This window comes from Crocosphaera sp. Alani8, assembly GCF_038442745.1.
In the GTDB taxonomy this organism is placed as follows: domain Bacteria; phylum Cyanobacteriota; class Cyanobacteriia; order Cyanobacteriales; family Microcystaceae; genus Crocosphaera.
In genome coordinates this window covers 1-14856 of sequence record NZ_JARVCN010000032.1, presented here as the reverse complement: position 1 = coordinate 14856, position 14856 = coordinate 1, and the positions used below count along the sequence as shown (strand labels likewise).

Genomic DNA, 14856 nt, shown 5'->3' with positions numbered 1-14856 from the left:
CTTTGTCCCCTAACTTTCGGCGAGTCCCCCCAGACTTTTTGAGAAGCTTCCAATTATCTGGATTCAATCTCAAAGATCCCATTACTAAATTACCAAATCGTCAGTGGTTTTATGGACATCTAGAAACCACATTATCAGAATTTGTAGAATCTCCTGACAATTCCCTAGGGATTATTGTAATCCATTTAGATAACCTTCACTTACTAAACGAAAGTTTTAATATTCGTCAAGACGTAAACTTTATCACACAAATTACAAGAAGATTAAAGAATAAAATTAGAGCAGAAGATACCTTGGCAAGATTAGGGGAAGATGAGTTTATTCTCTTAGTTAAAAATCAGTCAGTGCGAGAAATAATTTTAATTGCTAAACGAATTTTAAACATTATTCGTATTCCCTTTGAAGTAGAAAATAATCAGGTAGTTGCTAGAGGTTATATTGGCATTAATTTTAGTACAAGCAAAGATCAAAAACCAGAAATACTAATACAAGATGCTCAGTTAGCAATGTATCAAGCGAAAGCAGAACAAAAGGAAAATTATGCTGTATTTAATCCTCAAATAAAAGCCAATGCCTTAACCAGACTTCAACTAGAAACTGATCTGAGCCAAGCAATAAAAAATAAGCAACTTTCTTTATGTTATCAGCCGATTATTGAGTTAAACACCGGATATTTAAGTGGATTTGAGGCACTATTAAGATGGCAACATCCCCTCAAAGGAGAAATTTCTCCCACACAATTTATTCCTATTGCAGAAGAAAGCGACTTAATTAACTATATTGGTTGGTGGGTATTAGAACAAGCTTGCTATCAATTACAAACTTGGCAAAACTTAAGCTCAAAAGCCAGTAAATTAGTGATCAACATTAACGTTTCTGCACAACAATTAAAACAAGAACAATGGGATAAACGACTAAATCAACTATTAGAAACTACAGGGATTCAAGGGACACAGTTGAAACTAGAAATTACCGAAAGTTGTCTATTAGACACTGTTCATAAACAAACCCGAAGAGTTAAACAATTGAAACAATTAGGATTAGGCCTATGTATCGATGACTTTGGCACTGGATATTCTTCCCTAAGTCGTTTACACGAATTCCCCATAGATACCTTAAAAATTGACCGTTCTTTCATCAGTAAACTAGGAGTTACTGACAAAGCAATTGTACCGATGATTATTAATTTAGCCCATACTTTACGGATGAATGTAGTAGCAGAAGGTATTGAAACCAGAGAACAATTTAATCAATTACAAGGATTCAATTGCGAATTAGGACAAGGCTTTTTCTTTGCTAAACCCATGACAGGGGAAGAAGCAACCCGTTGGGTTTCTCAACAATTCAGTAGTCCTCATCAGTTCAGGGTGTAGAGTTTAGATAGGGATGGGAAAACAAATATCAAAAACTATAACTCCGCACCATCCAACTCACCTGATATATGCAGCATAGTAAAAAACAGATTAACCCTCGTCAACTGACCTTAGAAATATTACAACAAATCGATCGCAAAAATAGTTATACCGATACTGCTTTAAATAGAGCTTTAAATCAAACGAATCTTAATCCTAAAGATCGCAGTTTATGTACAGAATTAGTTTATGGGATCGTTCGTCACCAACGTACCTTAGACACCCTCATCGATCAACTAGGCAAAAAAAAAGCACAACAACAACCCCCAAACCTAAGACGTATCCTGCACATCGGACTCTATCAACTTCGGTACCTCGACCATATTCCCCCTTCTGCTGCCGTTAATACCAGCGTGGACTTAGCCAAGGAAAATAAATTACAACGGCTCTCAGGGGTCGTTAACGGCATTTTACGGCAATACATTCGTAGTAATACCAATAACAATGACCCTTTAATTTTACCCAACCATCCCCTCAAAAAACTCGCCATTCAATACAGCTTTCCCGATTGGATTATTGAAACTTGGGTCAAACAATGGGGAGAAGCAACCACCGAAAAATTGTGTCATTGGTTCAATCAAGCCCCCACCATTGACATTCGTGTCAACCCTCTGAAAACCACCCTACAAAGCATACAAACCAAACTCACCGAAGCAGGGGTTAACGTCACCCCTTTGTCATCCTTTCCCTACGGATTGAGACTACAAGGGAAAATAGGAGCCATATCCACATTACCAGGGTTTAGTCAAGGTTATTGGACAGTACAAGACACCAGCGCACAACTGGTGGGTTATTTCCTCGATCCTCAACCTGGAGAGACAATTATCGATGCTTGTGCCGCTCCAGGGGGAAAAACCACCCATATTGCCGAATTGATGCAAGATCAAGGCACTATTTTTGCTTGCGATCGCACCCTTTCCCGTCTCAAAAAAGTTCAAGAAAACGCTCAACGTCTACAATTAAACTCCATTCAAACCGTTGCAGGAGACAGCAGATATCTGCAACAGTTCATTAACAAAGGGGATCGCGTCTTAGTCGATGTTCCCTGTTCCGGTTTGGGAACCCTACATCGACATCCAGACATCCGTTGGAGAAAGACTTCTGAAAATATCAAAGAATTAACCTTCTTACAATTAGAGATATTGAGTCAAGCATCCCACTGGGTTAAACCCGAAGGAACCCTAGTTTACGCCACTTGTACCCTCAACCCCTCAGAAAACCAAGAAATCATCGAAACTTTTCTAACAACTCATTCTCATTGGTACATCGAACCCCCTAATGCCAATTCGATTTTTTCCTCCTTTGTGACATCATCAAAATGGATACAAATACTTCCTCATGAACATCATAGCGATGGTTTTTTTATGGTGAAGTTAAAGAAAGGTTGATAGAATGCATATTTATGTTCAATATAATTCATCATAAAGACAGAAAAAAATACTTCGGTGATTAATAATGAATGAGCAGAATAAAAATAAGCAACTGCTAAAAATTCTCATTAGTGCAGCTTGGATCGATGGCATTATTCAGACAGAAGAAAGGGAATATTTAAAACAAGTAGCAGAGCATCATGGTTTGTCCGAAGATCAGGATCTTAAGTATCTTTTATCAGAATTAAAACCGGTTCAACCCCATTTATGTTATCAATGGTTAGAAGAATATTTAGGAGCTAATCCTAGCATTAAAGACTATCAAGAATTATTAGAAACCTTGAGTGCTTTAATTTATAGTGACGGGGATGTTCAAATGCAAGAAGCACAACTCTTGACTAAATTACAACTACTCGATCCGGGCCAAGATTCTCCAAGATCGACTTTTAATAAGATTATTAAAACTATTCAGAAAGTTTATAAAAAAGCAATTTATCAAAAAAATTAATCCTCAAAAAAAAACACAATTAGAATAGTAATCTTCTAAAAAAATCAACTAGGTTAAGTTCAAAACCGTCTATATTATCATAGCTTTAGATTCTGTTTATCTTGACCAATAGTTCTTAAAATAATAGGTAAAACATTGCTAATCTGTTAACATGAAAACTTTAGAGGATAGCTCCAAAAATATACGTTTAGCGGTTTTAATCGATGCTGAAAATGTCAGTGCGAATATTATTGAACCTTTACTAAAAGAAGTTGCTAAATACGGAACTGCCAACGTAAAAAGAATCTATGGTGACTGGACAAACAGTCAATTAAATAGTTGGAAAAGTAAACTGAATAAATTGGCACTACAACCAATCCAACAATTTCGATATACAACAGGAAAAAATGCTACTGACAGTGCTTTAATTATTGATGCAATGGATTTACTCTATACAGATAATTTTGATGGCTTTTGTATTGTCTCTAGTGATAGTGACTTTACCCGTTTAGCTTCTCGAATTAGGGAATCAGGACTAATTGTTTATGGATTTGGAGAAAAAGTCAAAACACCAGAAGCATTTGTTGTTGCCTGTAATAAGTTTATCTACACTGATATCTTAGCTTACCAGCAACCCTCTCGTAACCAAAAAGTAACAACCAACAAACAATTACTAGACTTGTTAAAAAGTGCCTACGAATCCGTCGCTAATGAAGAAGAGTGGGTTCATCTTGGACCCGTGGGATCACAACTAACAAAACTATCCCCTTCATTTGATTCTAGAAATTATGGTTATAAAAAACTGAGTGAGCTAGTACAGTCAGTGGACATTTTTACAACAAAAAAAAATCAAGCTCATATAATGATAAAACTCAAATAGGAATAATAATATGCAACAAATAAGACTAGCACAATTAGAAGATTTGGGCAAAATTGTCAACATCTATAATGATAGTATTCCTAGTCGCATTGCCACAGGAGATTTACAAAAAATAACAGTAGAAAGTCGTTTGAAATGGTTCCAAGAAAGGGATACCGACCATTATCCTATTTGGGTTATGGAAAATAACTATCAAGTAGTTGCTTGGATTAGTTTACAGCATTTTTATGGTCGTCCCGCGTATAAAAGTACAGCAGAAGTTAGTTTATATATTGCTGAGAAATGCCGAAGACAAGGAATCGGGAAAAAACTCTTAGGATATGTAATAGAAGAAACCCCAAAACTAGGATTAATTAATTTACTTGGATTTATTTTTGCTCATAATCAACCAAGTTTAAATCTGTTCAAAAAATATCACTTTCAACAGTGGGGATACTTGCCAAAAGTAGCGCAATTAGATAACATTGAAAGAGATTTGATCATTATGGGGCTACATTTAGATTATAGAAAGAGTAAAATATAAGACAAAAAAAACTATGACAAAATTACCCATCAGCAAACCTCAAATACTGAATCCAAAAGAGTTAGAAAAAGAAGAGGATTCTGATTATTTTGATTACTTTTTCGATGAACCTGGTAGCGAACCAGGAAAATTAAATATAGAACCAGATGCTAAACCTTCTCGTATTGTTTTAATCGATTACGATGAAGCTCACGCTATTAGAAAAGCAGACGTTACTCCTAATGCTTTAACCCCCTACTTAGGAACAAATACCATTTCCTGGATGGACGTTCAAGGATTAGGAAGCGAGAGAGTTCTGAAACAAATAGGAGATATTTTTAAACTTCACCCTTTACTATTAGAAGACGTTGTCAACGTTCCTCAACGACCTAAACTGGAAGACTATAACGAACAATTAGTGTTAATTGCTCAGATGGTTCTCCCTAAAGCAAACGAAGAAGGATTTGAAAGCGAACAAGTTAGTTTTGTACTGGGAAATCGATATTTACTCACTTTTCAAGAAGAAGAAATAGAAGATTGTTTTGATCTTGTTAGAGAAAGAATTAGAGCCAATCAAGGGAAAGTAAGGCAACAAAAAGCAGATTATTTAATGTATTTGTTATTAGATTCTATTATTGATGGTTATTTCCCCGTTCTCGAAGACTACGGCGATCGAATCGAAGATATAGAATACGAATTAGCTATTGCCCCCCATACCGATCAATTAAAAGAAATTTACGTAATTCGTCGGGAATTATTAGCCTTACGTCGTGCTATTCGGCCCTTAAGAAATGTCACCAATATGTTAGTGAGAGGAGAAAGTTCTCTCATTAGTGCCGATGCACAAATCTATTTTCGAGACTGTTACGACCACGTTATTCAAATCTTAGATATTGTTGAAACTTACCGAGAATTAGCCTCTTCTTTAATGGATGTTTATCTATCATCTATGAGTAATAAAATGAACGAGGTTATGCAAGTTTTAACCGTTGTTTCTACTATTTTTATTCCCCTAACTTTTATTGCCGGGGTTTATGGAATGAACTTTCAATATATGCCAGAATTGAGTGGCCGTTGGAGCTACTTTATTTGCTTAAGCTTCATGGGAGCGATCGCAGGAGGATTAATCTTATTCTTTTGGCGTAGAGGTTGGTTTGAACCCTTTTCACCCTCAAAGATACCGATGTCAAAAAAAGATTTAGAATAGGACAAGAAAAGAGTTGGCGTGAGAGTTGCGGATAGTTAATTTAAACTAATCCGAGGAAAGTCCGGACTCCCAAAAGACCAGACTTGCTGGATAACTCCCAGTGCGCGTGAGCGTGAGGATAGTGCCACAGAAAAATACCGCCTTTTGAAAAAAAGCAGTAAACAGTTAATCACTGGGAACTGAAGAACTGAAAAAGGTAAGGTTGCAAAGGTGTCGGGTGCGATTCGTTGGTTAGAAACCAGACCTGATAAGGGTTTGGGGGATTAACCGCAAGGTAAAATGAACCTTGATAACTTTATAACCATGATAGTGAGAAGAAGTATCCTAGAAACTTCAAGTCTATCTCCTCGGGTGTATGAGGTAAAAGCATAACCTCTACGGTAGAGAATGGTCTTCAATCCGTAAAGCGAGGTTAAAAGGTAGTATCCGATAGCCGAAAATTGGAAACCCTACTGAGCAAGAACTCATGGATAGCAAAGCGAAGACTATGACTGTCGTTATCATTGCAAAGTGGCGAAACGGCTGAAACGCCACACCAAAAGGTAAATGAGAATGGGGAAACCGGTTTGGATACGGTTTCCATACACTCCAATCTGGTTCCTATCCCACACATAGGAATCATGCACCAGATAATTCTCCGGCAGCGAAGGGTCATCCTAAAAGTTCAAACCAATGGTTATAAGGAACGAAGTAACCTTCTTGATTTCTCTCTACAAGAGTAGTCAACCAAGACGCAAAATCTGGAAATACCAGGAAACAGGAAGGCAAGATTAGGTCAGAAGCAAATGCTTAGAGTAATTTCTAAGATACGCCCACAGACCTACGATTAATTGGAATGTAAAGGCTCTAGTAGCAGTAAATAAGTTATGAACACGGCAAAACCGATGTATAAATGGGACGAAATCAACTGGCGAAAGCTAGAAAGAAGCGTCTTTAAGCTGCAAAAGCGCATTTACAAAGCTGCTAAACAAGACAACACTAAAGTAGTCCGCAGACTACAAAAACTACTGATTAACTCATGGTCAGCAAAATGTCTCGCAGTCAAACGGGTAACACAACTAAACCAAGGAAAAAGAATGGCAGGAGTGGACGGAGTTAAAACTCTATCCCCAATAGCACGTTACAAACTGGTAGGACGTTTAAAAATCGGTTCCAAAGCTCAACCTTTACGCCGAATCTGGATTCCTAAACCTGGGAAAACAGAAAAACGTCCATCAGGAATACCTACAATTCATGACCGAGCATTACAAACCCTAACAAAAATGGCTCTAGAACCCGAATGGGAAGCTAAATTTGAGCCTAATAGCTATGGATTCAGACCAGGACGTTCCTGCCACGATGCCATAGAAGCAATTTGGGTATCCATCAATAAAATGCCAAAATACGCATTAGATGGAGATATCCAACAATGCTTTGACCGCATCAACCACAAAAAACTGCTGGACAAACTAAATACTTCCCCCACCTTACGAAGACAGATTCGAGCTTGGTTAAAAGCTGGTGTATTAGATGGGAAGAACCTATTTCCTACTAATGAAGGAACCCCCCAAGGAGGGACAATATCACCTTTACTAGCTAACATAGCCTTACACGGGATAGAAATGGCTATTAAAGAACTTGCCGATAATCCTCCAAAAGAACTCACCAAAAAGTTCGGAGCAATCGGCAAGAAAGATAGACGTTCATCCTTAACCTTAGTTAGATACGCAGATGATTTCGTCGTTTTACACAAAAATATTGACATCATTCACAAATGTCAAGAAATCATCCAAGAGTGGCTAGAAGGCATGGGACTCCAAATCAAACCCGAAAAGACCCAAATTGTCCACACATTAAACCATCATGATGGTAAAAAACCTGGATTTAACTTCCTGGGTTTCAATGTTAGACAATACAAGGTCAGCAAATATAAATCGGGAAAAACCCAAAAAGGTTATGTCTCCAGCATCAGACCTCAGAGGGAAAAAATCCTAGCCCACTACAAAAAATTAGCCCAAACCATAGATAGGTTAAAGGCAACACCCCAAGAAGTAGTTATTAAAAACCTCAATCCTATCATTGACGGGTGGGGACAATACTACAGAACAGGGGTAAGTCAAAAAGCCTTCAATTTACTAGATTGCCTACTTTTCAAAAAGCTATGGCAATGGAGTGTCCACAGGCACTCCAAAAAGAGTAAGGGATGGGTTAAAAACAAATACTGGCACACCATAGGACAAAACAGATGGACATTCTGCAAAATCTACGAAGACGGATACTATCTCCTACACAGACACAGCAGAATCAACATCACAAGACATACAAAGGTCAAAGGAAACGCCAGTCCCTACGATGGCAACTTCATTTATTGGAGTACCAGAATGGGGAGAATTCCAGGGTTAGGTAAAACAAAAACGCAACTGCTCAAATATCAGAAGGGCAAATGCACACACTGCGGACTTAATTTTCTCCCAGGAGACATCATGGAAGTTGACCACATCAAACCCATATCAAAAGGGGGAGAAAGGAGAAAAAACAACTTACAACTATTACATAAACAATGTCACCAGGAGAAAACAAAAACAGACGGTAGCCAGCAAATAGCTAGGCTTACTAAACAGGCCAAATTCATCAACCAATTCCCCTATCAATGGGTGGATGATATGTTGATAATTCCTAGCAGTATCAATGACAAATGACCAATTAGTTGAGGAGCCGGATGAAGGGAAAACTTTCATGTCCGGTTTTGAAGACGAGTAGTTTTGGTAACAAAATTGCTTAGTTTAATTAAGAGCGCACCAGCAGTACCGTGAGGTGCTGGCTCGGTAAACCCCGGTTGGGAGCAAGGTCGGAGGGACAAAGGTTGGTCTTTTTCCAGTCCCGTTTTAGGTGTACCGCACGAGATTTTTGGTAACAAAAATCCTAGATAGATAACTCTCCATTGAACAGAATCCGGCTTATGTCCAACTCTTTTCTTAAACTAGTTATTAAAAATTCATAGTAACCATACCGCAATACTAACAATAATGAACTATAATTTAAGGGTGATATAATAAGCAATCTGTATTCCCATACCGATTGAAAAAATTACACTCAATCTCGGTTGAAAAGTCCTTGTTACCCTAGGTTACAAGGATAATCTTCATTGCAGTTCACTTGCTAAGGGAAAGGCTTTTTGTCTCTGGTTCCCTGAAATCAGCAACTGTACATTAACAGGAGGCACCGCCAACCATTGGAGATTCAGATATAGGAAAACAAAAGTACATGGTAACTCAGAAAACAACAACAAAAGACATAGGTTTCACGCACGACGACTTCGCAGCCCTGCTCGATAAATACGACTATCACTTTAGTCCCGGAGACATTGTTCCAGGGACTGTTTTCAGTATGGAACCAAGAGGCGCATTAATTGACATTGGAGCAAAAACCGCTGCCTACATTCCCATCCAGGAAATGTCAATTAACAGAGTGGATGATCCAGAGGAAGTTCTCCAGTCCAACGAAACAAGAGAATTTTTCATCCTCACCGACGAGAACGAAGATGGGCAATTAACCCTATCCATTCGTCGTATCGAGTATATGCGGGCTTGGGAGAGAGTTCGTCAACTACAGGCAGAAGATGCCACCGTGCGGTCCAACGTCTTTGCTACCAACCGAGGCGGTGCCTTGGTGCGAATTGAAGGGTTACGGGGCTTTATTCCTGGATCTCATATTAGTACCCGCGAAGCCAAAGAAGACTTAGTCGGGGAGGAATTACCCTTAAAATTTTTAGAAGTAGACGAAGAACGCAACCGTCTGGTTCTCAGCCATCGCCGTGCTTTAGTAGAACGGAAGATGAACGGCTTAGAAGTGGGTCAAGTAGTCATTGGTTCCGTGAGAGGAATCAAACCTTACGGCGCATTTATCGACATCGGCGGAGTGAGTGGATTGCTACACATTTCAGAAATATCTCACGATCACATCGATACCCCCCACAGTGTATTCGGGGTAAACGATGAATTAAAAGTGATGATAATCGACCTAGATGCTGAAAGAGGACGGATTTCCCTGTCCACAAAACAACTAGAGCCAGAAGCTGGTGATATGTTGAAGAATCGGGATTTAGTCTTCGAGAAAGCAGAAGAAATGGCCGAGAAATACCGTCAGAAACTTTTGGCTGAAGCAGAGGGTAAAGAATCACCAACCGAGGAAAACCTAGAGGAAATTCCTTCCGCTTCTGACACAGATGAGCCTCAAGAGCAACTAGCTGCCACTGCAGCTACAACAGAAGAATAGATAAGTATATGACGAGTCGTAAGTAAACTACAACCTAACTGCGGTGGGGTTGTCAGAAAGTTACGATCTCGTCATTTGAGAGAAAAAGGGGTAAGAGTCTTCGTCTCAGACAAAATTGTTTCAGAATACAGAAATATATAAACCTATAGTGAGAAATGTAATTAATTGTAAGGGATCAGGCTTTATAAAGTAAAAGTTAGGACATATTGATTAAAATGAAGGGGGGACATCGTGCTTATCTTGAAACCGTCACCGACAACAAATAAAGAAAACTAAGCTTAAACACTTAAAGTCTAGACTAGTAGCCACATACAACAAAACATTGATCACTTCTGTATATCCTAGCCCCTTGCCAAACCATTCCTCCCATAGCTTCAATGCTTACCCTCAAACAATTTCTCTACTCAGTTCCTGTTTGTAGCCCTCCTATTACTTACGAAAAACTCAGATCTCTCTTTCAATCCGCTCAACAGGGCAACCATAGCGTAGTAGTCGTTAATCCTCAAAGAATTCCTCTAGGGATTATTTTTAGTAGTGATTTCCTGTTGAGCTTACTCAAAGAGCCTCTGGTTATGTCTTCTCTCGCCCCAGAAGACATGACGATGTGGGACCATTCCACTAATTCCGTGGATAATTGGGACTGGGAAACTTGCATGAGTCCTTTAACCCTAATTCCATCCGATCTTAAAGTATCTGACTTGGTTTATCTCCTCAAGGCGAACCTAGAAGGAACCAAACAACCCAACTATGGACTGGTGGACGAACGTGGGGAATTTTTGGGATTATTGGATAGTTGGAAAATTCTGCAAACAGTTTTAGCCAGCAACTCTTATTCTCAGCAAGACTTAGGAACACTTAAAAATCTCATTGAAGAATTCTTAGAAGAACTCCCCCTACCAGTGATGTTACAGAATCATCAGGGAGAGATTATTCAGCAAAATAGAACTTGGCGAGAGCAAATAGGAGAATCTGCTCCTCCAGATAACGCAACAGCTTGTCCCTTACCTCAAGAAACCAGGGATAGATCACAACAAGAGGTAGTTTTTCATAACACCGATGACTATTGTCAGAAAATAGCTTTAACTTCTGTTACTGGTGCTAATTGTAAACAGTGGTTAAAGTCAAAAGCTGCCCCTCAAAGACTTCTGTTACCTCTAGTTGACCAAGATACGGAAGAGACTTCCGGGAATTTTGTGGTAGATAAGGTTGATAGGGAACTTTCACCCCCCTCCGAAAAAGTTTGGCAATTTATCAAATGTCCATTAACGAACGATAAACTACCCAATGGGATTTTTATTTTTTTGGCCACCGATGTCACACAACAACAACAACTGTGTCAAGAATTAGCCGCCAAAAACGCTGACTTAGTACAAGTCAATCGTATGAAAGATGAATTTTTGGCTTGTATCAGTCACGAACTGAAATCACCTTTAACCGCAGTAGTAGGTTTATCGAGTCTTCTACAAGAAGAAAAAATTGGCGATCTCAACCCCCGTCAGGTTCATTACTCCCAGTTAATCTACCGCAGTGGTCGTCAACTAATGACCTTAGTAAATGATCTACTAGACTTAACCCGTTTAGAAACAGGACAATTAAAATTGTCTTTTAGTTGCGTTGATATTAGAGAAATTTGCCAACGTGCTTATCATTCCATAACCGAGAAATGTCAAAGTAAAACCGACAAGCCTTTAGATTTTAGTTTAGAGATTGAACCTAAATTAGACCATTTATTAGCAGATGAGTGGCGATTGCATCAAATGTTGGTTCATCTGCTAGACAATGCCAGAAAATTTACTCAAACAGAAGGAAAATTTGGCTTAAAAGTCAATCAGTGGGAAGATTGGCTCTGCTTTACCGTCTGGGATACAGGAATTGGTATTCCCGAAGAATCTCAACATCTAATCTTTCAAAAATTCCAACAATTAGAAAATCCCTTAACACGGCAATTTGAGGGAACAGGTTTGGGATTAGTCCTGACCCAACGCCTAGCAAGAGCGCACGGGGGAGATATTTCTTTTGTCTCCAAAGCTGGCCACGGGAGTAATTTTACCCTATTATTGCCCATTTCTCCCCATAAAGAACAGGGATCTCCCTATTCTCACGGATCAAATCCTTTAATTCTTATTGTTGAAGCTATTCCCCAATCCATTGAAGCTTTAATGGAAAAGTTAACACAATTGGGATATCGTGTCATGGTTGCTCGAACCGGAACCGAAGCAGTGGAAAAAGCCAGGCAATTAAGACCTTATGCTATTTTTTTGAATCCTTTGCTCCCCTTACTATCAGGGTGGGATGTTTTGACCTTGCTCAAATCTGACCCCCAAACCCAACACATCCGGGTCTTTGTGACACAAACTCAAGGTGATCAATTGTTAGGGAAACATGGTCGTGCGGATGGATTTATTAATGTTCCCACAGATTTATCCACCCTGGAACAGTGTTTAGAACCCTTAGAAGCTCATAGTAAAGTGGAAAATCTTTCCCTAACGATTCTCAGCTTAATTCCTAACTCTTCTGATGTAAATAAGCACAGCATTCCTCTCAGAGCAAGATTAGAAGGGAATGTAACCGGTCAATTATCTCAGTTCAATCATCGTATTCTAGAAGCTGACGATCTCGACCAAGCGTCTCTACTAGTGAGCGTTTGGGACATTGATGTAATTGTCTTGGATGGGCAATTTTTAGAAAATTCTATCGACTATCTGCGATCGCTATCTCAAAATCCAGAACTTGCAACATTACCTCTAGTTATCCTAGACGTTGCCACCGCACAAGCAGCCAACACCATAGAGGGGTTGTCCGTATTTCCTTGTTTAATCTCTGATAGTCACCAACAAATCTCCCAACTATGGCAAGTTATTTCTATTGCCAGGACTCACCACAATGGGAGTTCAGTTCACTGTTAGGATTTCCTAGTTCCCAGTTATGAGGAACTTTATCTAGTTACTTCCATTAGGAAAACCATATCATCAAAATAGGGAGAATCCTTTTTTGACTCTGACTCAACCATCAATTCACCTGTTACTGAGTCAGAACTTAAAGGGGTTTCATCTACATCGAATTCTACGAAATAGAGGACGATATTATCCGGCAAAACAAAGTTGTAAGTACCATCCCTAGCTTCTCTAACTAAACCTCTACTCTCCAACTCATCGACAATATTTTCAAAATTGTGTAGCTGACCGAGGTTATCTGGAGCTTGCGGAATTATATCATTAAGCTTCGTATGAGAGCCAGTGTCATTAGTGGCATACTTAATCCTACGTATATCACCAACATTAATTTGAGTCTGACGGTTTGTCGTGGTGCATCCTCCTGTTCGTGTATCCATAACACGAGGATTAGCTGTAACACCCTTATTAAAGGAATGGGTAGAACCTCGACCTTCTCCCTCAACTGTCCCAAAAAAATCTGACTCGCTAGTATAAATAGAGGTGGAAACGCTGGTACTGGTAGTACCGTCGTAACAGGGGACATTGACATAGAGTACATCAAGGGTTCCATTCCCGCTTTCGTCGTAGAAAATGCGAGGATTAACCCGATAACTAGGTACCCCCTCACCACTACTGCCAACCACTTCTGAACGGGCATGAGCTATAGTGACAATATTGTATTCCATCTTATGAGAATGACGGGTTTTTTGCTCTCTAACACCCTCTTGGTCATAACCCAGATGCTCAAATTCGTCTAGGGTAGTACCGACAAGATTAATTTGCGCTAGTTGTTTATCCTCTCGCACACAACTAAAAAATCCTTGAACATCGGCTGTTGCTCGAGGAAAACGGTACCATCTTTTCCCTTCAGCATCGGTGTATTCACCCTCTCTGCTGGGATCGGGGCGTAAGTCGGGACATATTTTTTGCTCATCGTCTAATTCTAATGCCATCATATCCACAAGAGCCAGACTCTGCCACTTATGGGGTTTTCTTCCCTTATTCTTATCTAAATTATCTGGATCATCTGGATCAACATGACCCCCATCACCGTAGTGTCCTGGACCAAAACGTCTAATGGCCCCAGGTCCAGACCAAACAGAATTATTATCAACTTCATCCACATAATAAATCACTCGTTCGTAGATGCCGTCAATTTTTAGGGCAAGAATCGGAGTTTTGTCGGGATGTTTTGCAGCAAAGGTTGGAGCATTATTCATAATGTCGTTAACATTCGTTTCAATGGTTTTAGCACGACGAATTTCCTCAGTAATAAACTCAGTGGCTCTATTGAGATCGTATTGCATTTCTCCAGTAGCATTAGCAACTTTGTTTTCCCGTAAAATCATTACTAAACCGAATCCTGCCGTCATGACAATCACTAAAGTCATGGCCGCTGCCATCATCAATTCAGCTAGACTCCAACCCCTGGAAAATCTATATTTTTGTAAGAGTTTTAAGTAGATTTTAAACATCATTTTTCTCTAACTTTCTGTTAATTTTTTGCAATTTTCACCACTTATAGAATCCTCCAATGGGTCTGGTTCGTAAACTCCTGTTCTCATAATTCCTAGTCCTCGACTGATAACTAGACATCTTTTTTCCCCGCTTCCTTTTGTTGGTTGAACCACAATAGTTCCCATCTCTGTTGTGGTGCCTTTAAAGGAAAAAACTACATCACTTTGGACTGTGCCATTCATGACAACCTCAACACTTTTCGGTAATTCTCGCTCAGACCCACCCAAACAACCCCGATTTGCTGGCGTGGGGACACGAATACCTGAAAGCCTTACCAGATGACGAAAAGAGCC

General features: G+C 39.4%; 10 protein-coding genes and 1 pseudogene. 9 read left to right on the top strand and 2 right to left on the bottom strand.

Annotation, left to right across the window (positions count from 1 at the left end; translation table 11 throughout):
- The 9 genes from P9B04_RS02565 to P9B04_RS02525 all read left to right on the top strand — a co-directional run.
- Positions 1 to 1373, top strand: a 1373-nt coding sequence (locus tag P9B04_RS02565) for a putative bifunctional diguanylate cyclase/phosphodiesterase (protein ID WP_342053432.1), incomplete at its 5' end; no start/stop codon positions are given.
- Positions 1374 to 1441: 68 nt separating this feature from the next.
- Positions 1442 to 2800: a 16S rRNA (cytosine(967)-C(5))-methyltransferase gene (locus P9B04_RS02560; protein ID WP_342053431.1), complete on the top strand. Its 1359-nt coding sequence runs from the start codon at positions 1442 to 1444 to the stop codon at positions 2798 to 2800.
- 67 nt (positions 2801 to 2867) lie between these two features.
- Positions 2868 to 3290 (top strand): tellurite resistance TerB family protein, encoded by a 423-nt coding sequence (locus tag P9B04_RS02555; protein WP_342053430.1) that lies wholly within the window; start codon positions 2868 to 2870, stop codon positions 3288 to 3290.
- Positions 3291 to 3441: 151 nt separating this feature from the next.
- Positions 3442 to 4149: an NYN domain-containing protein gene (locus P9B04_RS02550; RefSeq protein WP_342053429.1), complete on the top strand. Its 708-nt coding sequence runs from the start codon at positions 3442 to 3444 to the stop codon at positions 4147 to 4149.
- A 10-nt stretch (positions 4150 to 4159) separates the two neighbouring features.
- Positions 4160 to 4672 (top strand): GNAT family N-acetyltransferase, encoded by a 513-nt coding sequence (locus tag P9B04_RS02545; protein ID WP_342053428.1) that lies wholly within the window; start codon positions 4160 to 4162, stop codon positions 4670 to 4672.
- Between the two features lie 13 nt (positions 4673 to 4685).
- Positions 4686 to 5858, top strand: a complete 1173-nt coding sequence (gene corA, locus P9B04_RS02540) for a magnesium/cobalt transporter CorA (RefSeq protein WP_342053427.1) — start codon at positions 4686 to 4688, stop codon at positions 5856 to 5858.
- 866 nt (positions 5859 to 6724) lie between these two features.
- A complete protein-coding gene (gene ltrA / locus P9B04_RS02535) occupies positions 6725 to 8536 on the top strand; it encodes a group II intron reverse transcriptase/maturase (RefSeq protein WP_342053426.1) in 1812 nt (603 codons plus the stop codon).
- A gap of 565 nt (positions 8537 to 9101) precedes the next feature.
- Positions 9102 to 10112: a 30S ribosomal protein S1 gene (locus P9B04_RS02530; protein WP_342053425.1), complete on the top strand. Its 1011-nt coding sequence runs from the start codon at positions 9102 to 9104 to the stop codon at positions 10110 to 10112.
- A 377-nt stretch (positions 10113 to 10489) separates the two neighbouring features.
- Positions 10490 to 13018 carry an ATP-binding response regulator gene (locus tag P9B04_RS02525; RefSeq protein ID WP_342053424.1) on the top strand — a complete coding sequence of 843 codons (2529 nt, stop codon included), beginning with the start codon at positions 10490 to 10492 and terminating at the stop codon, positions 13016 to 13018.
- A 29-nt stretch (positions 13019 to 13047) separates the two neighbouring features.
- Here the strand turns inward: P9B04_RS02525 and P9B04_RS02520 are convergent, their stop codons facing one another.
- Both P9B04_RS02520 and P9B04_RS02515 read right to left on the bottom strand, forming a co-directional pair.
- The gene (locus P9B04_RS02520; protein ID WP_342053423.1) at positions 13048 to 14523 is read right to left on the bottom strand and encodes a hypothetical protein; all 1476 of its coding nucleotides are present in this window, start codon (positions 14521 to 14523) and stop codon (positions 13048 to 13050) included.
- A 6-nt stretch (positions 14524 to 14529) separates the two neighbouring features.
- A pseudogene (locus P9B04_RS02515) lies at positions 14530 to 14856 on the bottom strand (hypothetical protein); the annotation flags it as partial.